Origin of the sequence: Bacillus litorisediminis (assembly GCF_022808645.1) — a bacterium.
Taxonomy (GTDB): Bacteria; Bacillota; Bacilli; order Bacillales; family JC228; genus Bacillus_BF; species Bacillus_BF litorisediminis.
The window spans coordinates 1-24956 of the sequence record NZ_JAKZKT010000049.1 but is presented as its reverse complement, the minus strand read 5'-3'; the positions used below and the strand labels follow the sequence as shown (position 1 = coordinate 24956).

Here is a 24956-nt window from a genome sequence, read left to right as displayed (position 1 = left end):
GGGCTCTAAGGCACCATAGTTCATCGACCTTCCTCTTCCAGCCATAGAATCAGTATGGACGGATTCAATTCATTTTCATTCTCTGTGGTGCAGCGCCGATTTTTGCGCTGCATGGATGACTAACGGGCAGATTAGTTTAAAGAAATATCAAAGGAGGCTACTATGAATAAAGTAATACTTAGAGATATCAAATCTGGTGATCTACCTGTATTCTTTGAACATCAGAAAGATGACATTGCCAATCAGATGGCAGCTTTCACGTCAAAAGATCCAACAAACTGGGATCAATTTTGTCAGCATTGGAACCGTATATTAACCGATGAAACCATTATCAAGCAGGCTATTACATTAGAAAATAAGGTGGTGGGTCATATCTCCAGCTTTGAAATGTTTGAAGAGCGTGAAGTAACTTACTGGATAGACCGTGAACATTGGGGAAAAGGTATTGCAACGGATGCACATAAGCAATTTCTATCTTTAGTAACAATACGTCCTTTATATGCTCGTGCTGCAAAAGATAATATCGGATCGAGGCGGGTTCTTGAAAAATGTGGATTTCAGTTAACCGGAGAAGATAAAGGATTTGCAAATGCACGAAATGAGGAGATTGAAGAATTTATCTTCAGTCTTCGATACTGATAAAAAAGACTCATAGTTTTCTTTTTACATTAACTGGGGGCATTGATCCATGAAGGGATTGATGTCTTTTTGTTGTACAAATTATTTTTAAAAGGTCAGATTAATAATTCGTTCCTTGTTCAACTAACAGGTGCTTTAGTTCAAGAGCAACGAGCTGATCGCAGCTCTTTTTCTTTTTGAATTAATGTAGCAGATTAAGAAGGGTAACGTACATCTAAATAAGAGGCGATACCAAATGATAACCCGGAAGACTTTAGTTTTTTAATGGCCACAGTATTATTGACTATTGACTGGAAATGAATGGGGATTAGATATTTTCAGAATTTACAGAATAACGAAACCCTTAATGTCTAAAAACGTATATATTTTTAAATGACAAAATATTTTACCGAAAAGAGGAGAATCTTATGAGGCGGCTGCATAAAAGTTTTTATGAACATGTACACGAACAAGAACCAGATGAAAGAGAAGGTTTTATGCGATGGGTAAAAATATTGATTTTAGCGTTCGGTTGGATTGGTGCATGGGCGATCATTTCGATTTTTTTCTAGAAATTTAAACAGTTAATTGGAAAGAAAAGCAAAGCCTGAAAAGTAAGTTTAGAAGTGCTATGTTGAACGGGTGCGTTGATCCAAATTGAACTGCACCCGAAATGTTAGACACGATATCTAACATTTGGAGGTGCAGTTTTTATGTCAAAATATACAATCGAACAAAAATTAGAGGCCATTAATCGTTACGTATTATTTATTGGTGAAGACGAATATGGTGAACATGTAAAACTTCAATAAAATTAAGTAGATTCATCTCAAATGTGCAAATAGGGAATGTATTTTAACTAAAGGTAGTTAGAGTTCCAGAGTTTGCTGCCAGATTAGGCGGCATTTTTCTTATTGTCCTAACGGTACAGGTTACTTTAATAATGCTTAGTGATGATGAGGATAAATAAACCGAAAAAACTTAATTTTAGTAGTCCCATGGAGAAAAAACTCGATGTGCATAATCAGCATAATTGGCATTGCAATAATAAGGGAGGTATACAATGAACGTAGAAGGAAATGGCGTTACGAACGTGACGAGTATAGACCTTAGAGAAACATTAAATGACATTATCAATAATTTTAAGATTTCACCCGAATCATTAAGTAAGATTACTGGGGTAGAGAAGGATCTGATATTAGATTTTGCAAATGGTAAGAACGATGATTTATGGTATAACAATCCTGCTTCTGCTCGCATAGATATTTTTAACCTAATTATGTTGCTATCGAGGCAGTCACAATCAATCGAAGATAATGAAAGAGTTATGGCAGTTATTCAAACTTTAAATCATCTATTTGGAATATCATTCGAAACAATAGCACTATATGCCAATCTTAATACGGAAGATGTGGAGCGTTTTATACACGAGCCTGGTTCAATTTCAATAGATAAAAGATTTAAATTGGCTGTTTCGAGTTTGTTTTTACATTATATATGTAAGCAGCCTGAAAAATCCGTGTGAATTAATGTATTTAAACAAACGGGGCAGGTTTGTTGAAAAAGGAATTTTCATTATTTAGAAGAATACTTGTAGCTAACATTATTACTTTGTGGGAGGTGTGAACTTTGTGAAAAAAACGGCCATTTTGTTATATCCCCAATTTAGTGAATATGAATTAAGTGTAGCATTATCTATCTTAATGCAAGGTAATAAACCAATCGTTACAATAGGAGTGAACAATAATACGATTAAGGGTGAGTCTGGATTAACTTGTGTAGCTGACACTACAATAAATGAAGCTAACCTAAATGAGTTTGATAGCCTTGTATTGCCAGGTTGTATGGATATTATGACTCTTAATGATAAACAATGAACTATTTGATTTTATTAAGCAATTTGCTTCAAATGAACTAGTGATTGCGGCAATATCGAGCTCACCATATCTTTTAGCGAAGGCGGGCGTTTTAACGGAGAAAAAATACACGGTTGGATTAACTATGGAAAGTATTGAGAAATTAGATGTTTTTGATAAAAATAATTACTCTGAAGAACTGATTGTACAGGATGGCAACGTAATTACAGCAAGAGGAAGAGGATTTATTAGGTTTGGAATTTATTTAGGAAAAGCTTTATGCCTTGAATTTGATGAAAGCTGGTATTTAGAATAAAATTCTTCTGTAACAAACAGGGGCGATGATCCAAGAAGGACTACCGTCTCCTTAGTTGAACTAATTGAACTAAAGAAGCAGTTTTGTTGAATAAGCGGTTACCAATAAAAAAATACCCCTTATGCTGATTCTATCTGCGTCTTAATTCCACTTTGAAATACATAAACAAAAGGATGTCCCAAAAGCTTAGACTTTTAGGACACCCTCGAAATTACAGTTAGAAATTATCAATTATCCAACTCACATGGTGCTGATGTCAATTACGAATCGATACTTCACATCAGAAGCTAATACACGTTCATAGGCTTCGTCAATTTGGTCTGCTGAAATAACTTCAATTTTAGGAACAATGTTATGTTTTGCACAGAAATCCAGCATCTCCTGAGTCTCACGGATGCCGCCAATCATGGAACCGGCAAATGAGCGGCGATGACCGATTAGATTGATCACACTTACCGACAGCGGTTCTGCAGGAGCACCGACGTTTACCAATGTTCCATCAAGAGAGAGCAGACCTAAATATGCATCCAGATTAATCTTTGCACTCACCGTATTAATAATTAAATCAAAGGTTCCCGCAAGTTTCTCGAATGTTTCTGGGTCATTTGTAGCATAGTAATGGTCTGCGCCTAATTTTAAACCATCTTCCTTTTTCTTCAATGTTTGTGACAGAACAGTGACCTCAGCACCCATGGCATGTGCAATTTGGACAGCCATATGGCCAAGACCTCCCATACCGACAACTGCTACCTTTTTACCTGGACCAACTCCCCAATGGTTTAATGGAGAATATGTCGTAATACCGGCGCAAAGCAATGGTGCTGCGACGTCAAGATCAATACTATCAGGTATTCTGACTACGAAGTCCTCGGTTACAACAATGTGGGTAGAATAGCCACCTTGAGTAGGCTCGCCGTATTTGTCAACTCCAGCATAGGTGGGGATATTTCCTTTGAGACAGTATTGTTCTTCTCCTTTACGGCAGTTCTCACATTCACCACAGGAGTCAACCATACATCCGACCCCTACCCGGTCACCAACCTTGTATTTTGTAACATTGGGTCCTACAGCCGTAACAACACCTGCAATCTCGTGTCCGGGAACGAGCGGATAATTTACGGGACCCCATTCGCCGTGAGCAGAATGGATATCTGAATGGCATATACCTGCATATTTAATTCCAATTAGAACATCATGCGAATCAAGATCGCGCCTTTTAATTTCAGCGGCTCGAAACGGTTTGTCTGGGCCGTCGACCGCTCGTGCTTTTGCAGTTATCATGAATAAAACCTCCTACAATTTTATTTTTTTAGAGAATACGTTTGTGCCGGGGTATAAATGCTGCCTATATAGCATACTAAAGTGTTTTTCCTTTGTTTTTCTTCAGTCTGCACGTCATACAGCTTTTGCAACCGCATAAGCGAGGGAGAACGAATGGCCACGATAGGTTGATTTATCAACACTTGTTTATAATTTTAAATAGAAACGTGTTGCTTTCAATGGTTAAATGAACACGATTTGTTGTTTATTCAACAAATGAATCAAAATTGTTGATAATCTTACAGAAAGATTGGTGGTATCAAAAAATCTAGAGTTATAGAAAAAATAATCAAATGCCATTAGACAAAAAAAAGCTGATGTTTTCATCAGCTCGCTTTGCATGCTCTATTTCTTTTTCTGTAAAATAAACAGATTCTGAACAATTGCTGCTTTCATAAAATCTAAATGACAACAGGAGAATAATTTTTAATATGCTCTTGTTCAAAGGAGGTTTCCATATCAGATAACTATAAAATCCTCTCTAACAAATCCCCTACTTTTTCTGCCATAACACTTGGCGGATAAGGCATTCTATTCTTTAACCACCACTCCACTACCCCTACGTAAGCATTTGCAACAAATTGAACAATGACATCCTCATCTTGACCATAATTTTTTCCTTTTGTTATATCTACATCTTTCTTGAACTCTTCAATATTAAACTGAAGGAACCGACCACGAAAATAGCGGGCTCCTTCACTCGCTAACATCGTTGAAAAGAATAAATAATTGCTCTCTAAGTATTCCATACAGTGTACAGTTGATTCTATAAAATCCATTTCCGTTGCCGACTCGCAAAAATTACGCATGTTATTGATATGTTCTTCCATGATCTTATCTAATAGATCAAATTTATCTAGATAATGAAGATAAATGGTGCCTCGGTTAACATTTGCCCTGTCGGCAATATCCTGAATGGTAATGTTATCAAAACCTTTTTCAGACATCAGCTCGATTAGAGCCTTTTTAATGGCTTCTTTGCTTTTGGTTACTCTTCTATCTACTTTCGACATTTGTTTAGTCACCAAACTTTCCTAAAAATAATTAACAAAATCGATTACTTTGTTGATTAACAAACGAATTGAATTTATTTAACGATTGTAAGCAAAAGGTTTCTATTTATAATTATAAACAAGTGTTCATTAATCAATCAAAGTTGATTTTATTTGCAGGTCAAATCTGAAATGAGATTAATAGATAGAAAATTCAATAGGAGAAGTGACTACTAATGAAAAAATATTAGGCGTAAATATGATGGTCCTTCTTTTATTTCTTGGGTGTTCATCAAATCAACAGCAAAATTCAATAGCCAACGAGCACTTCCCGTATGAGCAAGGGAAAAAAGAGTTAGAAGTAATTGCGAGTGATCTAAATGTTCCTTGGTCGTAGAAAAACATGATCATACATTCTGCCTGACAGAAAGACCCGGAACCATCGTGATCATAGAAAATGAGAGGAAAGCAATTGTTTTCATTAATTTTATATGATATAGTATCAGAATCACTTATTAAAGACTTTTAATAAGTTTTTTGTTCGATACTTATTAAAGTTGTTTAATAAGTTTAGGTTATAGGTGGTGATGTTTGTGAATGCTACTCCAAAACGCCTAAGGAAGGTAATCCTTTCTGGTATTCGTAAATCTCTTTTAGAATTTGGAAGTGCAACAAAAGTTGAGCTCAGCGATAAATTAGAAATTAGTTTCCCAACAATAAGTAAGTTCCTGACACAGATGGAGAAGGATGGAGAAGTTATTTCAGTTGGCTTAGATGAATCGAGTGGTGGAAGAAGAGCAAAAAGGTATATGTACAATCCTGAGTATATGCTTGGCCTTGCCATTTTTTTAGAGAGGACAGAGACGAATTATGCAATTTTTAATTGTGTAGGAGAAGTAAAGGAACAAGGAAAAGTTCCAAGTGTATTAGTTGAGGATGGTTTACATTTATTAACTACCTCCATTGAGAAATTAATAACTGCATATCCAAAAATCAGTTCAATTGCAATCGGCGTTCCTGGCTCCGTTGATAATGGAAGGATTTTTTATATACCTGGTTATGAGCAGTTTCAAAATTTTGATCTAAAAGGATTCTATGAGGATTATTTTTCAATACCTGTCGTCGTTGAGAACGATATGAATGCTGCGGTTCTCGGATTTCACCATAATAGAAGGATTCAGGACAATCAATCTCTTGTATATTTGTATTCCGGTCAAAATGGTCCTGGTGCTGGATTTATGATCAATGGAGATGTTGTGAGGGGAAGTACATTTTTCGCCGGAGAAGTTTCATTCGTGCCTCAGTATAATGACCGAAACTTCCGGCAAGCTTTGGAAAACGGAACTGGACCTAAAGAGGTACCGATCTCCCAAGATTATCAGATTGATGCAATCAGCAGATTAGTAGCATCGTTTACAGCTATCATTAACCCTCATACCATCATTTTTTGCAATGATGAAGTTGAAGAAGCAATAGTAGAAAAAATCGCCTTAGCAAGCTCTAAATATATCCCGTCAGAACATCTTCCAGACCTTACTATAAGTGACTGGAAACAAGATTATTTATATGGATTACAGAGTCTGGGGCTGGATCTTATGTTGAATCAACCGCTAAAGTAAAATAATAGGAAAGTAGGCAAGGTTGAATATGGCAACATTCCTTTTAGTGATCATTTATTTGGCTTTTATTAGCTTAGGTTTACCTGATTCATTGCTGGGAGTAGCGTGGCCTGTAATGCAATCAGACTTTGATGCTCCGCTTGAGACTGCCGGATTGCTCTTTATGACAATTGCGGGCGGTACCATTATCTCAAGCTTATTTAGCGGAAAGATACTTAAAAGGTTTGGCACTGGCAAGGTTACATTTGTCAGCGTCTTCATGACAGCTGGTGCATTGCTAGGATTTCATTTTGCTCCATCGGTTGCTTGGTTAATTTTATGTGCGATACCGCTTGGATTGGGAGCAGGAGCTGTTGATGCAGGATTAAACGATTATGTGGCTACACATTATAAGGCACATCATATGAGTTGGTTACATTGTTTTTGGGGAGTCGGAGCTACTTTTGGTCCTATTATTATGGCTCAGTTTATTTCGGAACAAAATTCTTGGAGGAACGGATATTTCGCTATCTCTGCAATTCAGTTTGTGTTAGTTATAATCCTTTTCCTTACTTTGCCCTTATGGAACAGGGTAACAAAAAACAGCAATCTCGCCTTAAATGAAAATCTGGAAGACACAAATGATGCATCTTTTGATGAATACGCCAAAGATATCAAACCTTTACAAATGAAAGGAGTTAAACTGGCTCTTGTCTCCTTCTTATTTTATTGTGGAGTTGAAGCGACAGTGGGTCTTTGGGGAAGTAGCTTTTTGGTAAATGTTAAGGAGTTACCTGTAGCACTCGCAGCCCAATGGGTTTCCTTTTATTACGGAGGAATCACAATTGGCAGATTTATTACAGGCTTTATTACCTTTAAGATTAGTAATCTTATTCTGATTCGGATGGGGCAAATAATAGCATTAGTTGGTGCAGCACTTCTTTTCCTGCCATTGCCTTCGATTTTTTCACTTGTAGGTTTTATTATGATTGGGTTAGGATTAGCGCCGATATTTCCATGTATGTTGCATGAAACACCTACACGTTTTGGGAAGAAACATTCCCAGACGATTATGGGTTATCAAATGGCTGTTGCCTATACAGGTAGTACCTTTGTACCGCCTCTTCTTGGTTGGATTGCATCTCGTTCAACAATAGGAATCTTCCCAATTTGTATTGTTATTTTTATTGCAGTAATGCTTTTCAGTTCAGAAAAATTAAATACCTTACTGAAAAAGAAGGATATAATAACTGTGAATTCAACAGGCAACAATACAAGGATGTAAAAAAGATTATGAGAAAAAAGGCGTTGTTATTGCTTTTATTACTGGCAAGCAGTACGAGCTTTGTGGAAGAGTTATTCGGTGAAGATAAGATTTCGATGATTTATGGATCTTAGGTGACAGTGAACAATTGTATTTAAACGATCAGGAGCGATTGCTGAAGAAAAAGCATCGCTTTTTTTTTGCCAACCTAAAGACAATTAAAACTCTCATCCGATGAGAGCATATTGGAACTGTGTTCATTAGAATATTTAATAAAGGAACGGTGAAGTTCTACATAGGATGTTCTTTAACTAACGGGGGGTTAGTTTCATAAGAGCTTGAATTTTCATATTAATATAAGGTGTTTTTGGAATTAAACGGATTAAATGGAAAAAAGTTAATTTTAATCATATTGTGGGTTAAAAGGTAGATGAGCGGCTTTCGAGGGGATGAACCGGGGCATCAGTTTACAGTATGGTAAGGTCAGGCTATTTTTTTGTACCCTTCCTATTTTAATTATAGCATATAAAAAATGGAAAATATAGACTATTTATTCCCGTTTACTGCTGGTAATATCAATAGAACGCTAATGGATAGGAGAGGTGTAGAATGAGTTCTTTGGCTCTCGGTTTTCAGGAAATAGAAAAAACAAAGCTTTGGCTCGTTGGCGGAAAAGGGCTGAATTTAGGGGAATTATCAAAAATTCAAGGAATACAAGTACCAGAAGGATTTTGTGTTACAACAATGGGATATCAAAAAGCCATCGAACAAAACGAAACGTACCATGCTTTATTGGATCAACTAACCATGCTAAAAGCAGAAGATCGAGATCAAATTAGTGAGATCAGCAGGAAGATTCGACAAATCCTTATGGAAGCAGAAATTCCTTCCGATGTTGTGAAAGCTGTTACTCATTATCTCTCCCAGCTTGGTGAAGAACATGCTTATGCAGTACGTTCAAGTGCGACGGCTGAAGATTTGCCTCATGCCTCTTTTGCCGGCCAACAAGACACCTATTTAAATATTATCGGCATAGAAGCAATCTTGCAGCATATCAGCAAATGTTGGGCTTCCCTATTTACGGATCGCGCGGTAATCTACCGTATGCAAAATGGATTCGATCATCGAAAGGTTCATCTGTCAGTTGTTATTCAAAGGATGGTTTTTCCAAAAGCTTCCGGAATTCTATTTACAGCTGATCCCGTTACCTCAAATCGTAAGGTACTGTCGATCGATGCAAGCTTCGGACTAGGTGAGGCACTTGTCTCTGGCTTAGTGTCTGCGGACATTTATAAAGTGCGGGAAGGTAGGATTGTGGAGAAGAGGATTTCCACTAAAAAGTTGGCTATATATACACGAAAAGAAGGCGGAACGGAGAAAAAGAAGATTGAGCAGAGTCAGCAGAATGTATCGACCCTTTCAGATGAGCAAGTGTTAGAGCTTGAACGGATTGGTAGGCAGATCGAAGCATATTTTGGTTGCCCACAAGATATCGAATGGTGTTTGGTTGATGATACTTTTTATATTGTCCAGAGTCGGCCGATCACGACTTTATTCCCCATTCATGAAGCTGGTAAAACCCAAGAAATTCACGTCTATGTATCTGTCGGTCATCAACAAATGATGACCGCACCCCTAAAACCGTTGGGATTGTCTTTTTACCTGTTAACGACTCCGGCACCCATGCGTACAGCTGGCGGAAGGTTGTTTGTTGATGTTACGAATAATCTGGCTTCACCTGTCGGCAGAAAAAGGATATTAGATACCCTGGGACAATCCGATCCGCTCATAAAAGACGCACTTATAACCATAATAGAGCGAGGAGATTTTATAAAATCGTTACCAAATGATAATAAAGAACAGAGTCCTGGTAAAAGCAACAAAGGTATGTCGTCTGCGGGTCTTCAAGCACCATTCGAAAACGATCCGACAATCGTTTCTGATTTGATTAAGCGCAGTCAAACATCGATAGAAGAGTTAAAGCATACCATCCAAACGAAATCAGGATCGGATTTGTTTGAATTTATACTGGAAGATCTGCAGCAATTAAAGAAGATTTTATTTGACCCGCAAAGTTCAGCTGTGATAATGGCTGCTATGAATGCTTCATCATGGATCAATGAAAACATGAACAAGTGGTTAGGTGAAAAAAACGTTGCCGATACGCTTTCTCAATCTGTACCAAACAATATTACTTCGGAAATGGGTCTGGCGCTATTGGAAGTCGCCGATGTTATTCGTCCTTATCCAGAAGTCATTGATTATTTACAGCATGTAAAAGATGATAACTTTTTGGATGAACTGGCTAAGTTTGAAGGTGGACAAAAAACCCGAGACGCGATCTATGCTTATCTCAACAAATACGGAATGCGATGTACTGGAGAAATCGATATGACCAGAACTCGTTGGAGCGAAAAACCAATTGCACTTGTCCCCCTGATTCTTAGTAACATCAAGAACTGTGAGCCTAATGCCAGCCATCGGAAATTTGAGCAAGGGCGGCGTGTTGCCTTGAAAAAAGAACAAGAGTTATTAGAACGATTAAAGCAATTACCGGATGGTGAACAAAAAGCGAAAGAAACAAAACGAATGATCGACCTAATCCGGAATTTCAGCGGGTTTAGGGAATATCCAAAATACGCCATGGTTAGTCGCTACTTTGTTTATAAGCAAGCTTTGCTGAAAGAAGCCGAACAACTCGTACAAACGGGCGTTATTCATGAAAAAGAAGATATTTACTATCTCACTTTTGAAGAACTTCACGAAGTCGTCCGTACAAATAAACTGGATTACCAGATTATCAGCAAACGAAAAGACGAGTACAAATTATATGAAAAATTAACTCCCCCACGTGTTATCACGTCTGACGGCGAAATCATTACAGGTGAGTACAAACGAGAAAATCTCCCAGCCGGAGCCATTCTAGGTCTGCCTGTTTCTTCCGGAGTTATAGAGGGAAGAGCACGTGTCATCTTAAACATGGAAGATGCTGATCTAGAAGATGGAGATATTTTAGTCACCTCCTTTACTGACCCCAGCTGGACACCATTGTTTGTATCCATAAAAGGCCTAGTCACCGAAGTTGGCGGACTGATGACTCATGGAGCAGTTATCGCACGTGAATATGGTTTGCCAGCAGTTGTTGGAGTGGAAAATGCGACCAAACTCATAAAAGATGGGCAACGAATTCGGGTGCATGGAACAGAAGGGTATATCCAAATATTATAATGAGTATATACATCCAGGTTTAATCAGTCGCACCGCTCCAGTGATTAACAGATCTGTGTCTTGCAATCTTTCCATTAGGACAAAAAGTTGAAGACAACTTTATCGGTATTCCAATTGATAATTACTGATCTAACGTCAATCGATACATCAAAATGGCCGATTTTCCAAATATGGAAATCGGCTTTTTATATCACCTAGTACACTTTTAAATGAAAGGGTTAATTTTTATTTAAAGCTTTTAATACAGTTATTCACGATATATTGATTGTTTGACTTTATGTATGTCTAACGCTTTACAAAGTTACCAAGTAAACGAAATGTAAATAGAATGTCATGGTATTAGTGTTGTTGTCATTACCTTCTCAGTATAGACTGTATTTTTGAGGAGTGAAAACAATGAAAACAGTAACTGTATCACAATTAAATTTCAAGAAAAGGTTATCTATGATTGAACAAAGGTCACTAAGAGACTATGTTATTAGATGGCTCAAGTACCCAGAGGAAAAACTAGATGATATACTCCCTCTACAGTACACTGAAGATGTCTTCGGCAAGTTAGAGAGCAAACTAGAAAACCAATTTACCATTGATAATAACGAATATTTTAGATATATAACCTTAACAGAAGATAATCAGATTATTATAGGAGTTTTAGATTCAAATAAATTCTTGCTGCACAAAATTTTAACTTTGGATGAACAATGACTAGGAACAAAGCTAAAATAGGTGACTTGATTTCTTTTCAAAGAAAAGAAATAACAATTGAAGGTGTTGTTGAAGTCGTAAGGGAAAATAGTGTGATTGTTGAAATTTCAGTGGAATCGAGCCAAAGTTTACATTATGATACAACCAAAACAGTCGTTAATCATGCTAAATATGCAGTTTTATCTTCCTCCGAGAACTCTTAATTCTTATCTTTAACAACGATTTCATTTTTGTTTTTCGGCTAACTGAGGGAATAATAGTTTGTGAAAATATGTACTTAAACAAACGAGTGCGTTACTTTAAGATCCAGCTGCCTTCACAGGCGGCTTTTGTCATTCCACTAACGCGGCGGATGGCACCATGGTTACCATCGTTTGTGAGAATGTACTCGAAGGTACAAAAGGAAGAACATGATGCTGGTTTGAGTTCTGCCCGGAAAATTGAGCTATTTACGTCCAATAAACAGTCTGGAAATTTAATATTTTGCCGACAAATGAACTAAACTCGATGATACTTATAAATTATTGAACTACAAGACTAACAACAGATTGCGTTGAATCAGGAAGGATTAACGCAATTTTTTATTGAATAATTGTGTAAACGGGGCAGTTTGGATAGGTTTAAGGATGTATTGGTAATCTCACCTTTGTACTAATCACCTTTTTGCAGTAAAAATATGTCACCCTTATTAAATCAGAATGGAGTGATGGCATTTGTTCTCTTTTATTGTAGTTGTCTTCTTGTTATTTTTAATTCCTGGTCCAGCAGTGATTATTACTATTTCTCAAACACTTCAGGGTGGGAAAAAGAATGGTATTCTAACAGCACTTGGAATTGGACTGGGTGATCTTGTACATACACTTGCAGCAGTGTTGGGATTATCTGCTATTTTAATGAGTTCGGCTCTTGCATTTGAGTTAGTTAAATATATTGGTGCTGCCTATTTAGTGTATTTAGGTGTTCAGATGCTCATTAAGAAAACGAAGAACAAAGGGAATTTTAGTGATAAAGTAAGACCTACGAATTTATCTTTTCGTCAAGGTTTTTTAACGGAGGTATTGAATCCGAAGACGGCATTGTTTTTCTTAGCGTTCTTACCACAATTTGTTCAAAATGACGGTTATCCGGTAACAATTCAACTGTTAATACTGGGTTTAACGTTTATTATAATGAGTATTATTTATACAATTTTACTAGCCTATTTAACGAGTCTTATTGGTGAAAAAATCTTTTCTAAAACACAGAATGTTTGGATTGAAAAAGTCGTAGGTTTTGTATATGTTGGTTTAGGTCTTCGATTAGCTCTAGAGACTCAAGAATAAAGAGTTTATCTATAGAAAATTTCACGCAAAGCTCTACTCTTTATTGGAGTAACCATACACGGGATAATTTATCTCGTGTTTTTTTATTCCATAATTTAGAAATTGGACAAAGGTTTTGAATCCGCCATCATGTGGTAATAGAATTTTTACCCTGCTTCAATCGGGACGTTCGCAAGAAAGGGGTGATAAAAAAGAGAAAGCGAACGGTTAGAAATTGATGAAGAGATCCTTTTAAGGAGGATATCTTCTGAATCGCGAAAGTGAAGGGGGAAATCCATGAACCAACAATTCCAGCAAATATTACATGAAGAATTGGAGCATTTTTGTTTTGAATTCAACTGCACCTTGGAAATCGAAAGCAAAGAAGAGGTAAATGGAAGCTGGATCATTACGACAAAGAAAATAACGGAAACCGCCTATCCATATCGGTATTTTGTAGACTCCTGGCATCTCACGATTTTTGTCGGTATTACTGGCAACAGACAAATCCTAACCGTAACCACTTTTCTTTTGGAATTCAGGGACCTCGTATCATGTAAACAAACCAACGATTCGCGCTAGACTCATTCCACTGAAGGAGGAAATTGTCTAATGGGAACCAAAATATACAATGGCTACATGATTCACGTTGACGGGATTCAAGGATTGCAGAAGTTTTGGAGAGATTTTTCGATTAAACTGGAAAAATTCCGAAGAGAACTGTTTGTCAAAAACATTGTGGAATTGGCCAAACGTACAAATGGCACCGTAGAGGCCATTTACGACTTTCTCAAAGAACAATATGAGGAAGATGTCGTGGAACGGGGGTTTCGCATTCCGATTGCAGACTTCGATTTTAGAGGAAACTTTTACGTTCTGGAAAGAGGGAAGGTTGTTGCACTCTTTAACTTCGCGCAGAGTGAGTTTGACGATTTTTTAACCTCACATGAGGAAATTTCGTATTACGGCTATTGGAAACATGCGGAGCTGCAAGAAGTCGTTTCGTGCGAAGAATGGAAGCAAAGGAAAAAAGATTGGGAAGAAGCACTTCCAGTAACTATGATTCCCAAATATTCGATGCTGGCTTTTCCGGAATTCAAAGGATACCCTTTTCGCCGAAAACATTTGAAAGTCCGCATTATGAAGATGATCCCCGATGTCGAAAGCTCTCTATTTGAGGAAAACAGAATATGACCGTAGGCTGCTTTCGCAAAGTTTGTGGGTGTAAAACGGTCAAGAAAGCAACAGCCTTTTCGAAAACAGCCTAAAATGAATTAATTTCAAGGGATCCGGGATAATAACGTAAATGAGGAAATAAGTGCAACGATTTACTGTTAGCTCTTTTTATATGAATTACGTTGACGAACCGGATTTATTGCCCCGATGAAACAGGGGAATTTCACGCAACTTATCGGTATAAGCGATCAACGAATGCAAAGAACTGTAGGAAGTTGCTCTGGAAGGAAAGTGATTAGTGTTAGACGGTACGAATGTGATTGCAGAATTTCCATTAAAATGATTTATAAGAGGTCGGCATTGATGCCGGCCATTTTCTTTTCTTCTATTTCATTGTCATAAAACTGGAATATTATGTTAGAATGATCCTGAACCAAAGGGGCGAAAAAGACTACTTGAATTTATTATTTTTGGGTTAAGGGAGGAATCACGATTAGGCTCGCTTATTAAACGGGATCTTTTTGTCTCAACCAGCCTGAAACATGTTTATACAAGTATGAGGTGAACAGTTTTGCTAACGGGATTGATTCCCACGGGTGCGACGTTCTGCCCCGACTACCGTAATAATAGACCATATAAAAATAGGTCAACCGGAAATTCTGGATAACCTTATATTACGAACGGTTACGTTACTTTTTAAAGATCCAGTTGCTGTCACAGGCGGCTTTTGTTATTCCACTAACGAGGCGGATTAGTTTAAATAGAAGTTGTTTTTTGATTGTAAAGTAATACGCGGAATTCTTTTGGAATACCAACTTTAATAGTAAGGAGGAACGAATCATGACAAATGAATCGAATAGGAAGAGAACTGACTTTGCTTCAAGAGTCATCAAAGCAGCACCACAAACAATCTATAAGGCATTCGTGGACCCGAAGGCTCTGGTTTCCTGGCTTCCACCCAAGGGGATGAAAGGTCATATCTATGAATTTGACGCTCGAGCCGGAGGTGCCTTTCAATTGTCCCTCACATATATTGACACTACTCATTCAACGCAAGGCAAGACCACAGAAGATACTGATTTCGTCAAAGGGAGATTCTTGGAGTTTGTCCCAAATGAGAGGATAGTGTGGTTAGTAGAATTTGAGTCTGACGATCCCGTTTTTGCGGGGGAGATGATCATGACATGGTCTTTAGAAGCCATTCCGGATGGTACCATGGTTACCATCGTTTGTGAGAATGTACCCGAAGGAATACAAAAGGAAGAACATGATGCGGGTTTGAGTTCTACCCTCGAGAATCTAGCTATTTATACCGAAAAAACAGTCTAGAAATTTACTATTTCAGCAGACCAAAGGGCAAATTCGATGATACTTATAAATTATTGCAATACAAAACTAACAACAGAAAGTTTGTTGGAGTAACATCATTAAAACTTGGTATTGGATTATATGCACCGAATTATTTTATGGAAGAATCACCTAATGAATTAGTTGAAGCAGTGATTGTCTTTAGTAGAGGCTACTATGACTGATCTTTAATTCAAATTTATTGTTTAGCTTTAGTAATATTGGTACTTGTACTTTTATTATCTGAACCTGCTTCCCTTCAGAATAGGAAATACGTTTTACTAACGGAGGTTAGTTGAAGAAGTAGACGGATATTTGGACAAAGGGGTTTTGGGATTGAAAAAGTTATTTATAGGAATTCTTATCTTACTGTTCTTTTTAATGGGTTGTAATGCAGAAGATGAATATGAAGCTCCAGTTTATAAGGGAGAGGATTTAACCATTGGTGTAATCGGTGAAAAACCAGATGTAAGGGAGAAAAATGTTCATTTTCAAAGTGTATCTTTAGACGAATTAGAGTCTGCGAATAATATCATTTCTGATAACTTTGATGCTATTTTCATAATGAAGGAAAATTTGGAACAAGCTGCAGAAAATAAATATGCAAAAGTGTATAAAGAATTAAAACTCCCTATATTTTTCATAGAATCAAAAAAAGCATATGTACCTTTTATAAATGATGATTTAACCTATAATGAAGTACCAGATATTGATGACCAAATGTATATAACAGGTATTATCAGTAAAGGTGAAGATACATTTAAAATTTGGGGATTCGGTCTATACAATGATACTGAAAATGATACCAACATAAAAAGTGTTTATTCAAGTGTATTTGAAACTATTGAGTCAGCGGGATTGTGAAACAAACGGGTGTGTAGATTCAAGAAGAATAAAGGGATTAACACATTTTATTTGGAAGTTAGTTGGTGAACTAAAGGGGCAGAATAGTTTAATAAGCAACATTCATAATATGGTAAAATAAGGGTAAAAGTGAAAAAGAAGGTATAATCGTGGAATTTATAACTGAGAAGCTAGTATTCATAGCTCTATTTATTTTTATTATCCACTGTATTGAAACACTAGCATACGCAGTAAGGCTTTCAGGGGCAAGAGTTAAAATGATTGCATCTGCTCTTTCATTGTTTAATCTAATGGTGATCGTTTCAAGACTTGCGAATATGCTGCAACAACCTTTCACTGGTAGTCTCATAGATACAGCACCTCAAGAAAACACACTTTCTTTTGTCGAGAGTCAGTATAGATTTTTGATTGGCTCATCCTCAGTAGGGACCCTATTAGGGATTGTTCTCCTTCCAACATTTATTGCCTTGTTTTCCAGAGCCATTATCCATTTATCTGAAACCAGAGGGTCAGTACCAAATTTGATAAAAAAGGGGCTTTCCTTTGAATTTTTAAAACGGGGAATAAAACATGCTCAACTGCCAAGGATTAGTTATTTGAAGGATGTTAGTCTTAAAGACGTTCCTATAAAACTATTTATCATCAATATGGTAATAACAGCTATTTATACCATCGGTGTATTGTCAGCCTTATACGCTGCTCTAATTGCTCCCGAAAAATCGTCAACTGCTATTATGGCTTCAGGACTTATAAATGGAGTAGCCACGATACTACTTGTTGTTTTTATTGATCCCAAAATCTCTGTACTCGCAGACGATGTGGTCAATAAACGTGGGAGTTACATTGCTCTTAAAGGCGTTTCACTTATGCTGGTTACATCAAGATTATTAGGTACACTTTTTGCTCAGATATTGTTTATACCAGGTGCTCATTATGTGGCGTGGTTTACTAAATTTATTGTCTGAATCACTGTTTCGCATTGACAGATTTTTTCACTACGGGGTTTAGTTGTAGAAGTAATAATTTAATTAAGAGGTGAAATTAGTTGAACATCCGACTTGCGGAAGCAAAAGACATTAAGCAATTAATAAAAATGAGATGGGATAATACTATTGAATTTGATAAAAGTAAAAAAAATGAATCATATGGTGATTTTGAAAAAGAATGTCAAATATTTTTAGAGAATGCACTTAATAGTGGTCAATGGTTTATTTGGGTTGCGGAGGAAAATGAAAAAATTGTATCACATATATATTTAGAATCAATACAAAAAGTACCACGCCCTGGTAGAATAACATACCCATTTGCTTATATGACAAATGTATATACAATTCCAGAATATAGAAATAAGGGTATTGGAAGTAAAGTACTAAGTTCAATAAACAAGTGGATTAAAGAAAACCATTATGAATTTGTTATTGTTTGGCCTAGTGATGAAGCTATTAATTATTATAAGAAAAATGGTTACGTTCATTGTACGGAGCCAATGGAGTATTTCCCTTCTTGAAGTAACGGAGTTGTTTAGTTGAATAAGTATCAGTACAAAAAGGTCATCAATCTTGGAAACCTTTTTCTTTTTTTGTCCTTTTTAGAATATTCAAAACATAAATTTGGTATATTATGTTAAAATTGCACTGTCAGATTTAAAACGAAATGGGCAGGTTAGCACAAAGCTTTGGCAAAATGGCACAAGGAGGGGTGGGGATGAAGGTGAAATTTTTTATAACTATTTTTACATTAGGTATTATGTGTACCGTGTATTTCGTGTTTTTTTCTTCTTCTAATTCTTATTCAGAAAGACTATGTAATCAAATTGAGAAAGTAGACAGCGAATGCTCAGATATTTATTTAGTTGATTCAAATTCTAATATTGTTTTCTATAAAAATGAATCTAAGTTAATGTTTGCTCAAACAAATGACGATCTAACAGAAATTAAAACAATCAGTGGCAGTCTTAGTCTAAAATGGATGTTTGATTCTGATGAACCTCTTTTATGGAGTACAATTGGGGGTTTTCAAGATGGGTATTCAATGATATGGGGGTTCGCTTCTGACGTTGTAAAGTCTATAGTCATAACAAGTGAAAATAGTATTCAACCAAATAAAATTAAAATAAATGATGAGCTTTGGTTATGGTATCAAACCATAAATAGAGATCAAATTAATATGCCAGTCACTATTAATGCTTTTGATGGCGAAGGGAACAAAATATATGGAAAAAACCCCTAAACTTGGACTTAAACGGGATCTTAGGTAATATTCTGCGATTTAAAATTTTTTACTACCAGATACATTTCTTTGATAAGTAATGTTGTTTTCTTATTGAAGTAACGGGGAGGATAGTTTAAGAAGGAATCATAATTTTCATGACGAATATATTCTAGTAAATGGTAATATTTAACATCCCCTATATGATGTAGAAAGAAGGGATTCCAATTGAATAGGCTAACTAAATACTTTTTATGGTTGCTTGCTTTTATTACCTTTTTGTATTTAGGTGCTTTAATTTATTATAGATTAATGGAATATGCTAGAGATACTTTTAGGATACTTCCATCTTTGTTTTTTGCTAGTTTATTCCCAATTCTTGTGGGGATGGTTCTCGGTCTGCCTAAATTGGTAATGGATATAAAACAAAAAAAGCATTGGAATGTTGATTGGATAAGGCTTTTAGTTATTGGTATTCCTTTTTTATATATAGCTTTATATCCGCTTCTTTTTAATTTAGGTCTACCTTTAAATATTCCTTACATTACAGGATTAATTAATGGTACAAGACTAATGTTTCCAACAATTGCAGGAATTATTTTCGGCTATGTTTTATTAGATAGCTTAATTAAAAAATATTAATTTCTCTGGGCATTTGTTGACCATAGTATCATACTAATGAGAAAACCTCGCTCTTTTTCTTCAACAAAAGGAGCAGGATAGTGGAATAACAAAACTTTTTTGATTGATAATCGTAAATTAAGTATAAGTTTTTATATGGAACTGAACTCATGGGAATTTCAATCATATTATAATAGGAATTTTATTCTTAGTAAGTGGTATTATTGCTTTTTTTCCCTCCTCCTAAATTGCCCTGGATAATAAGACTTATCATTATTTTAATTGGTGTTGGATTTATTATGTATGCATTATTAAGGTTATTCGGTTTAGTTTCTTCTTAAAGTAATGGGTGCATTTCATTTCATAAGAATTAACGCTTTTATTGTTGAAGTTATCGTGCTAACTAAGCAAGTTTGTTGAATAAGAAATCAAAGGGGGAGATTAGTGGATAAGTATTGGTTACCTGTAATCTTATTTTTTTTATTAATTTTGGGAGCTTGCAATGAAGAAGAAATTTTCTTTATAGAAAATCAAGGGAACCCTACCGCAGAGGAGATTTTATCTAAAAATAAGAATGCTGATATTTTTGAGTATGAACGAATTATATATAAAAACGCTGAAGAGGTTGAGTGGGTACAAGACTTGGAATTGGAAATAGGGAAAGAAGTAACACAGATCACAAAACAATCCCAAGATGGAAAAGGATTTACAAGTGGTACCGCTACAAAGCTTCCAGTGGGAACTATAATTTATGAACCATTAGAAAAACAAGGGCTTGTTTTAATTGCAGTGGTAGATGGGCAGCAAATCCGTTACTTAGGATTAGTAGAAGGTTAGTCATAAATTGAGCTAAAGGCTCAGGTTAGTGAAAGAAGGGTTATGGTTCTTTATGGGAAATAACTTTAGTATAAGTGTAGGAGCATATTTAATTGGTTAGGGGGGGAAGTTTGATGGCTGATGAAATTTTTGAGAACCCAAGATTGGCTGAGATCTATGACCCATTTGACCCGGACCGTTCTGATTTAGACGCTTATGAGTCTATGGTTACCGAGTTTGGTGCAAACACTGTACTCGATATTGGTTGTGGAACGGGAACTTTTGCTTGTCGACTTGCATCCAGAGGCATCGAGGTTATTGGGCTAGATCCAGCTGAAGCCTCACTAAATGTGGCTAAAACTAAAAAATGGTCTGACCGAGTTAGATGGATTCAAGGAAGTGCACAGGACCTTCCACCATTGAAGGTTGACCTTGTAACGATGACTGCTAACGTTGCTCAGGTCTTTCTAAATGATGAAGAGTGGAAAGAGATACTGCTTGCAATTCGAGATGTATTACGCCCAGGCGGACGTTTAGTGTTTGAAACACGGAAACCAAAGTCACAAGCGTGGCTAAAATGGAACAGGGAGAATACCTACAAGCGGATTGATATTCCGAACTGTGGCGTTGTCGAAGGTTGGGTAGATGTTACTGATGTTCAAGACTCCCTGGTGTCTTTTCGATGGACTTATGTTTTCGAGAGCGATGGTTCCATAATCACATCAGACTCAACGTTGCGGTTTAGGAGTCTTAAAGAAATTACAGAATCTCTTATGGATGTAGGACTGTCTGTGGAAGATGTTAGAGAAGCCCCTGACCGCCCAGGGCAGGAATACGTTTTTATTGCTCGCCGCCCGACAGCTTAGCACGGGTGTAAGTTGATCATAATTAAATCATTTGTTGTACAGAAAGCGAGAGACACTTTAATAAAGTGTCGGCTTTCTTCTTATTGTACTAAAGGGTGCTTTTCTTTAAGAAAGGAGATTGCAACTTTTTTATTGAAGTAAAGGGCAAGGTTAGTTTTTAGTCATAGAATTAACTTAGTGCGGATTCAGGAAGGATTAATGCTTTTTTTATTGAATACTATACTTAACAAACAATGCAGATTATTTATAAGATATAAAATGTTGAACAAATGCGCTTTATCTTAGGCGCAGAATTGCAGCGAGGGATACCATGTCTTTTCAAGCTTATTTAGACAATATGAACTTTTAAGATTGGAAGACTAGTTCAGTGGTGTATGTGAACGGGGTATTCCACCCTTCAAAAGGAGGCCAAGATGAACGAAACAGCATTAGAGCTTCAGTTATTTGAGAACTTAAAGCCGGAGTTAACATCGTTCTGCTATAGAATGCTAGGATCCATCGATGACGCAGACGATGCCGTTCAGGAAACCTTTATTCGTGTTTGGAAAAGTTGGAACTCATTCAGGCAGGAATCCTCATATAAAACTTGGGTCTATCGTATTGCATCAAACCTATGCCTGGACAAACTTAGGCAAGCCAAACGCCGCACTCGTCCGGTTGACCTATCCGACCCAGCGGTATCCATCATCGAGCCTCGCGAAACGTTGCCTGACTCATCTTGGATTTGGCCTGCCCCTGACTTTTCAGAAAATCCGGAAGATATTCTCATTCGCAAAGATACCCTTCAGCTTTGTTTTATTAAACTCTTGCAAACTTTACCTTCCCGACAACGTGCGGTTCTTATATTGAAGGACGTATTCGAATGGTCCTCCAAACAGATCGCGGAAACCTTAGGAATGTCACCGGCAGCGGTTAACAGTGCTTTGCAGAGAGCCAGAGAAACTATTGAACGAGAAAAACTTCGTTCTGACGAATTCAAATTGATGGAAGTCTAGCCTGATCGTGAGCTGCTTTCACGGTATGTGGAAGCCTTTGAACAATTTGACATCGATGCGCTCGTAGCGTTGTTTCATGAGGAAGGACGTATGTCAATGCCCCCTTTCACAATGTGGGTACTCGGAAAGGACGATTTATTCAAGTTTTTTTCACTTACACGCTGGCATTGTGAGGGGTCCCGGTTTTTGCCTGTTACAGTGAACGGCGGGTATCCTGCTTTTGCGCAGTACGTGCCAAGCAGCGAAGAATCTTATTTGGTACCCTGGGGTATTCATGTAATTGAAATAAAAGACAAGAAAGTATATCACGTCCAAAATTTCATTAATACGAAATTATTTTCTCGATTTGGGCTTCCTGAGCAATTACACCGATGAATATCGTAATCTGATTTCGTCTATATAAGTGAAAAACAAAATTACGATTAAGTGAGGTGCCCAATAAATGGGAACAAGTAAACCAACGAAAGTAACCGTACAGACAGTCATTCAAGCTCCGGTAGAAAAAGTATGGAGGTATTGGACCGAGCCAGAACATATAACGAAGTGGAACCAAGCTTCGGATGACTGGCACGCACCGTATGCGGAAAATGATTTGAGGGTTGGCGGCAAGTTTCTTACAAGGATGGAAGCTAAAGATGGCAGCATGGGTTTTGATTTTTTTGGAATTTACGACGTAGTAAAGCAGCATGAACAAATTTCATACACATTGGGAGATGGGAGAAAGGTCGATATCACTTTCGTTAGTCAAGAGAACGAAACGAAAGTCATTGAAAATTTTGACGCTGAAAGCACTCACCCTCTTGAAATGCAGCAGGCGGGCTGGCAAGCGATTATGAACAATTTCAAAAGATATACGGAAGAATCTCAATAAAAACCATGGCGTCCAATAGGGCGCTTTAATTTTTATTTCCTATGGAGTGGTGCGTGAACCATATCATAATGGAACAGCCACATTGTTGCACTAAAATTTTGCGCTATTCCAGGAGTTGTCATAGGAATGGTGTTAAAAGCATGTTTAAGAAGTGTTATCTTTAGTTTATTCTTTTTGGTCTTTTTTCTTCAACTAAAGGGTGCGCTAATCTAATAGTGAACTGCACCCCAAATGTTAGGCACGAAATCTAACATTTGGAGGTGCAGTTCAGAAGGATTCGCGCTATTTTTGTTGAAGATATTGAGATAACGGAGCAGTATAGTTGAACAAAACTATATCTATCTATGAATAATAAACCCTACTAACTGAGAGGAAGGTTTACTATTTTCATTCTATAGGCTTTTTTCTGCTTCAGAAACATCCCATTTTGCTACATTATTATCGTTAAGGTTATTGAACATAGGATTTATAAAGCAAATGATGGTTGTAAGGCAGATGAGACAACCTAATACTAACAATAAGATAGAAATGGAAAAGGCTTCAGCAATAAAACTCCCTAAAGCTGCACCGATGGGAACTCCTGCCTGTGCTAATAAAATTCTTACTGAGAAAACCCTGCCGCGCAAATGATCAGGTACTCTTTGTTGGTATAGAGTTGTGTTATTGATGTTAAAAATAATGGCAAATAGACCTTGACCGAAAGAAAGAATTAGAGCTACCCAGTAAAATGGAGTCCAAGCTAACCCCAAAAAGAGTAATCCATTTATAAATAGTGACCCTAACATCACTCGTTTTCTGTTTTTAGGCTGCTCTTGAATACCAGTTAGTAATGAGCCTGCCAACATACCAAAAGAAAAAAAAGAAGTAAATAAACCGTATTGAAAAGCAGTTCCTCCTAAATCATCCAAAACATAAGGTAAAAACATGGGTTGTGCAGCGCCGTAACTAGTGTTAATGAACATCATCATTATACCGACCCAAAACAAGACTGGATAAACACGGTAAAATTGCAAACCCTCTCTAAATTGAACAAACCAACTTTCCCTTTTCACGATTGTGCTATTCTTAGAGCTTGGGTTCAACATAAGTAAAAGACCAGATACCCCCAAAGAAATTAATAGAAACAACAAAACATACTCAACTCCAAAGGCGGTTATTAACAGGCCTCCTAGAGATGGCCCTAATAGCATCATTATCTGTCCTGTTCCTTCGAGAATGGAATTGCCTTTCATTAATTTATCTTTAGGCAGAATATCAGCGACATAGGCCATACTTGAAGGTGCGAAGAGTGGTTGAGCGATACCAGTTGCTACCGAAACGAGATATAAATGCCAAGTTTCTAATTGACCCATTGGGTATAAAATAATTGGAACTAGAAAAGCAGAAGCTCTAAACCATTCAGAAAAAATCATGACTTTTTTTCGTTCCCATCGATCTAAATAAGGCCCCGCAAACATTTGAATAACAATATTTGGAAGCATAAAGGCTACCCAAACACTTCCCATTGCCACTTTAGAGCCTGTCATTTTATAAACAAGCCACGATAGAGCAAAAGTGGAAAACGTACTGCCTAATCCAGATGCTGCTTGGGCTAACCATAATAAGATAAATTTTCTATTATTAAATAAATCCTTCATTCTACCTACCACCCTTTTGTTGGCAAAAAATTAATCAAATCATAAGAAGAGTTAAACAATGCAATTTGAAACAAAAGTCATCAAGTCATTTTCTTCTAATGTTGCATGCACTCCAATTATATATAATTTCTATTTATCTGAATATATTTATTTCTCTGAATATATTTATGGTTAAAGATGGATATTTAGACAAAAAGGCAGTAATTTGTTGAATTTATTGTACTAACGAAGCAGGTGTGCGGCCGAGCCTAGGTCGTATCATATAACGGGTGGGATTCCCGTCGAGTAAGAACTAGCCATTCACTCGTAGCGAGTCTTGGAGGGCTAAAGGTAACTTTAGTCTTTAAGCGTAGACAG

At 36.8% G+C, this 24956-nt stretch carries 26 protein-coding genes and 1 pseudogene; 24 read left to right on the top strand and 3 right to left on the bottom strand.

Annotation, left to right across the window (positions count from 1 at the left end; genetic code table 11):
* Positions 1 to 162 precede the first annotated feature (162 nt).
* The 5 genes from MLE14_RS18755 to MLE14_RS22540 all read left to right on the top strand — a co-directional run bounded on the left by MLE14_RS18755 (position 163) and on the right by MLE14_RS22540 (position 2790).
* Positions 163 to 639: a GNAT family N-acetyltransferase gene (locus tag MLE14_RS18755; protein ID WP_243299982.1), complete on the top strand. Its 477-nt coding sequence runs from the start codon at positions 163 to 165 to the stop codon at positions 637 to 639.
* A gap of 407 nt (positions 640 to 1046) precedes the next feature.
* The gene (locus MLE14_RS18750; RefSeq protein WP_243299981.1) at positions 1047 to 1190 is read left to right on the top strand and encodes a hypothetical protein; all 144 of its coding nucleotides are present in this window, start codon (positions 1047 to 1049) and stop codon (positions 1188 to 1190) included.
* Between the two features lie 491 nt (positions 1191 to 1681).
* The gene (locus tag MLE14_RS18745; RefSeq protein ID WP_243299980.1) at positions 1682 to 2143 is read left to right on the top strand and encodes an HTH domain-containing protein; all 462 of its coding nucleotides are present in this window, start codon (positions 1682 to 1684) and stop codon (positions 2141 to 2143) included.
* Positions 2144 to 2249: 106 nt separating this feature from the next.
* Positions 2250 to 2495: a DJ-1/PfpI family protein gene (locus MLE14_RS22545; RefSeq protein ID WP_313897647.1), complete on the top strand. Its 246-nt coding sequence runs from the start codon at positions 2250 to 2252 to the stop codon at positions 2493 to 2495.
* Positions 2482 to 2790 carry a DJ-1/PfpI family protein gene (locus MLE14_RS22540; RefSeq protein WP_279326884.1) on the top strand — a complete coding sequence of 103 codons (309 nt, stop codon included), beginning with the start codon at positions 2482 to 2484 and terminating at the stop codon, positions 2788 to 2790. The genes MLE14_RS22545 and MLE14_RS22540 overlap by 14 nt, the downstream gene beginning before the upstream one ends.
* A gap of 240 nt (positions 2791 to 3030) precedes the next feature.
* On the opposite strand, the gene MLE14_RS18735 is transcribed toward MLE14_RS22540, so the two are convergent.
* Together MLE14_RS18735 and MLE14_RS18730 are read right to left on the bottom strand one after the other, a co-directional pair.
* On the bottom strand, positions 3031 to 4071 hold the full coding sequence (locus MLE14_RS18735; RefSeq protein WP_243299979.1) for an NAD(P)-dependent alcohol dehydrogenase: 1041 nt from the start codon (positions 4069 to 4071) through the stop codon (positions 3031 to 3033).
* A 506-nt stretch (positions 4072 to 4577) separates the two neighbouring features.
* Positions 4578 to 5123: a TetR/AcrR family transcriptional regulator gene (locus tag MLE14_RS18730; RefSeq protein ID WP_243299978.1), complete on the bottom strand. Its 546-nt coding sequence runs from the start codon at positions 5121 to 5123 to the stop codon at positions 4578 to 4580.
* 572 nt (positions 5124 to 5695) lie between these two features.
* On the opposite strand from MLE14_RS18730, the gene MLE14_RS18725 reads away from it, so the two are divergent.
* From MLE14_RS18725 to MLE14_RS18630, 19 genes and pseudogenes are all read left to right on the top strand, one after another.
* Complete coding sequence (locus MLE14_RS18725) at positions 5696 to 6721, top strand: ROK family transcriptional regulator (RefSeq protein WP_243299977.1); 1026 nt, start codon at positions 5696 to 5698, stop codon at positions 6719 to 6721.
* Between the two features lie 28 nt (positions 6722 to 6749).
* Entirely contained in the window at positions 6750 to 7985 is a 1236-nt protein-coding gene (locus tag MLE14_RS18720) for an MFS transporter (RefSeq protein WP_243299976.1), read from the top strand.
* Between the two features lie 588 nt (positions 7986 to 8573).
* Positions 8574 to 11192: a phosphoenolpyruvate synthase gene (gene ppsA / locus MLE14_RS18715; RefSeq protein ID WP_243299975.1), complete on the top strand. Its 2619-nt coding sequence runs from the start codon at positions 8574 to 8576 to the stop codon at positions 11190 to 11192.
* A gap of 396 nt (positions 11193 to 11588) precedes the next feature.
* On the top strand, positions 11589 to 11897 hold the full coding sequence (locus MLE14_RS18710; protein ID WP_243299974.1) for a hypothetical protein: 309 nt from the start codon (positions 11589 to 11591) through the stop codon (positions 11895 to 11897).
* Positions 11894 to 12100 carry a DUF2187 family protein gene (locus MLE14_RS18705; RefSeq protein WP_243299973.1) on the top strand — a complete coding sequence of 69 codons (207 nt, stop codon included), beginning with the start codon at positions 11894 to 11896 and terminating at the stop codon, positions 12098 to 12100. The genes MLE14_RS18710 and MLE14_RS18705 overlap by 4 nt, the downstream gene beginning before the upstream one ends.
* Before the next feature lie 510 nt (positions 12101 to 12610).
* Positions 12611 to 13219 (top strand): LysE family translocator, encoded by a 609-nt coding sequence (locus MLE14_RS18700; protein ID WP_243299972.1) that lies wholly within the window; start codon positions 12611 to 12613, stop codon positions 13217 to 13219.
* Positions 13220 to 13495: 276 nt separating this feature from the next.
* Positions 13496 to 13780, top strand: coding sequence for a hypothetical protein (locus tag MLE14_RS18695; RefSeq protein WP_243299971.1), 285 nt, complete (start codon positions 13496 to 13498; stop codon positions 13778 to 13780).
* Between the two features lie 30 nt (positions 13781 to 13810).
* On the top strand, positions 13811 to 14392 hold the full coding sequence (locus MLE14_RS18690; protein WP_243299970.1) for a hypothetical protein: 582 nt from the start codon (positions 13811 to 13813) through the stop codon (positions 14390 to 14392).
* An 822-nt stretch (positions 14393 to 15214) separates the two neighbouring features.
* On the top strand, positions 15215 to 15703 hold the full coding sequence (locus tag MLE14_RS18685) for an SRPBCC family protein (RefSeq protein ID WP_243299969.1): 489 nt from the start codon (positions 15215 to 15217) through the stop codon (positions 15701 to 15703).
* Between the two features lie 354 nt (positions 15704 to 16057).
* On the top strand, positions 16058 to 16585 hold the full coding sequence (locus tag MLE14_RS18680) for a hypothetical protein (protein ID WP_243299968.1): 528 nt from the start codon (positions 16058 to 16060) through the stop codon (positions 16583 to 16585).
* Positions 16586 to 16734: 149 nt separating this feature from the next.
* The gene (locus MLE14_RS18675) at positions 16735 to 17550 is read left to right on the top strand and encodes a lipid II flippase Amj family protein (RefSeq protein WP_243299967.1); all 816 of its coding nucleotides are present in this window, start codon (positions 16735 to 16737) and stop codon (positions 17548 to 17550) included.
* 80 nt (positions 17551 to 17630) lie between these two features.
* A complete protein-coding gene (locus MLE14_RS18670) occupies positions 17631 to 18092 on the top strand; it encodes a GNAT family N-acetyltransferase (RefSeq protein ID WP_243299966.1) in 462 nt (153 codons plus the stop codon).
* Between the two features lie 197 nt (positions 18093 to 18289).
* Entirely contained in the window at positions 18290 to 18814 is a 525-nt protein-coding gene (locus tag MLE14_RS18665) for a hypothetical protein (RefSeq protein ID WP_243299965.1), read from the top strand.
* 207 nt (positions 18815 to 19021) lie between these two features.
* Complete coding sequence (locus MLE14_RS18660) at positions 19022 to 19435, top strand: hypothetical protein (RefSeq protein ID WP_243299964.1); 414 nt, start codon at positions 19022 to 19024, stop codon at positions 19433 to 19435.
* Positions 19436 to 19858: 423 nt separating this feature from the next.
* Positions 19859 to 20251, top strand: a complete 393-nt coding sequence (locus MLE14_RS18655) for a hypothetical protein (protein WP_243299963.1) — start codon at positions 19859 to 19861, stop codon at positions 20249 to 20251.
* A gap of 92 nt (positions 20252 to 20343) precedes the next feature.
* The gene (locus tag MLE14_RS18650) at positions 20344 to 21096 is read left to right on the top strand and encodes a class I SAM-dependent methyltransferase (protein WP_243299962.1); all 753 of its coding nucleotides are present in this window, start codon (positions 20344 to 20346) and stop codon (positions 21094 to 21096) included.
* A 410-nt stretch (positions 21097 to 21506) separates the two neighbouring features.
* A pseudogene (locus MLE14_RS18645) lies at positions 21507 to 22091 on the top strand (RNA polymerase subunit sigma-70); the annotation flags it as partial.
* A gap of 12 nt (positions 22092 to 22103) precedes the next feature.
* Complete coding sequence (locus MLE14_RS22790) at positions 22104 to 22466, top strand: nuclear transport factor 2 family protein (protein ID WP_390629205.1); 363 nt, start codon at positions 22104 to 22106, stop codon at positions 22464 to 22466.
* Positions 22467 to 22533: 67 nt separating this feature from the next.
* Positions 22534 to 22962: an SRPBCC family protein gene (locus MLE14_RS18630; RefSeq protein WP_243299960.1), complete on the top strand. Its 429-nt coding sequence runs from the start codon at positions 22534 to 22536 to the stop codon at positions 22960 to 22962.
* Positions 22963 to 23354: 392 nt separating this feature from the next.
* Here the strand turns inward: MLE14_RS18630 and MLE14_RS18625 are convergent, their stop codons facing one another.
* Positions 23355 to 24599, bottom strand: coding sequence for an MFS transporter (locus tag MLE14_RS18625; RefSeq protein WP_243299959.1), 1245 nt, complete (start codon positions 24597 to 24599; stop codon positions 23355 to 23357).
* Positions 24600 to 24956: the final 357 nt, after the last annotated feature.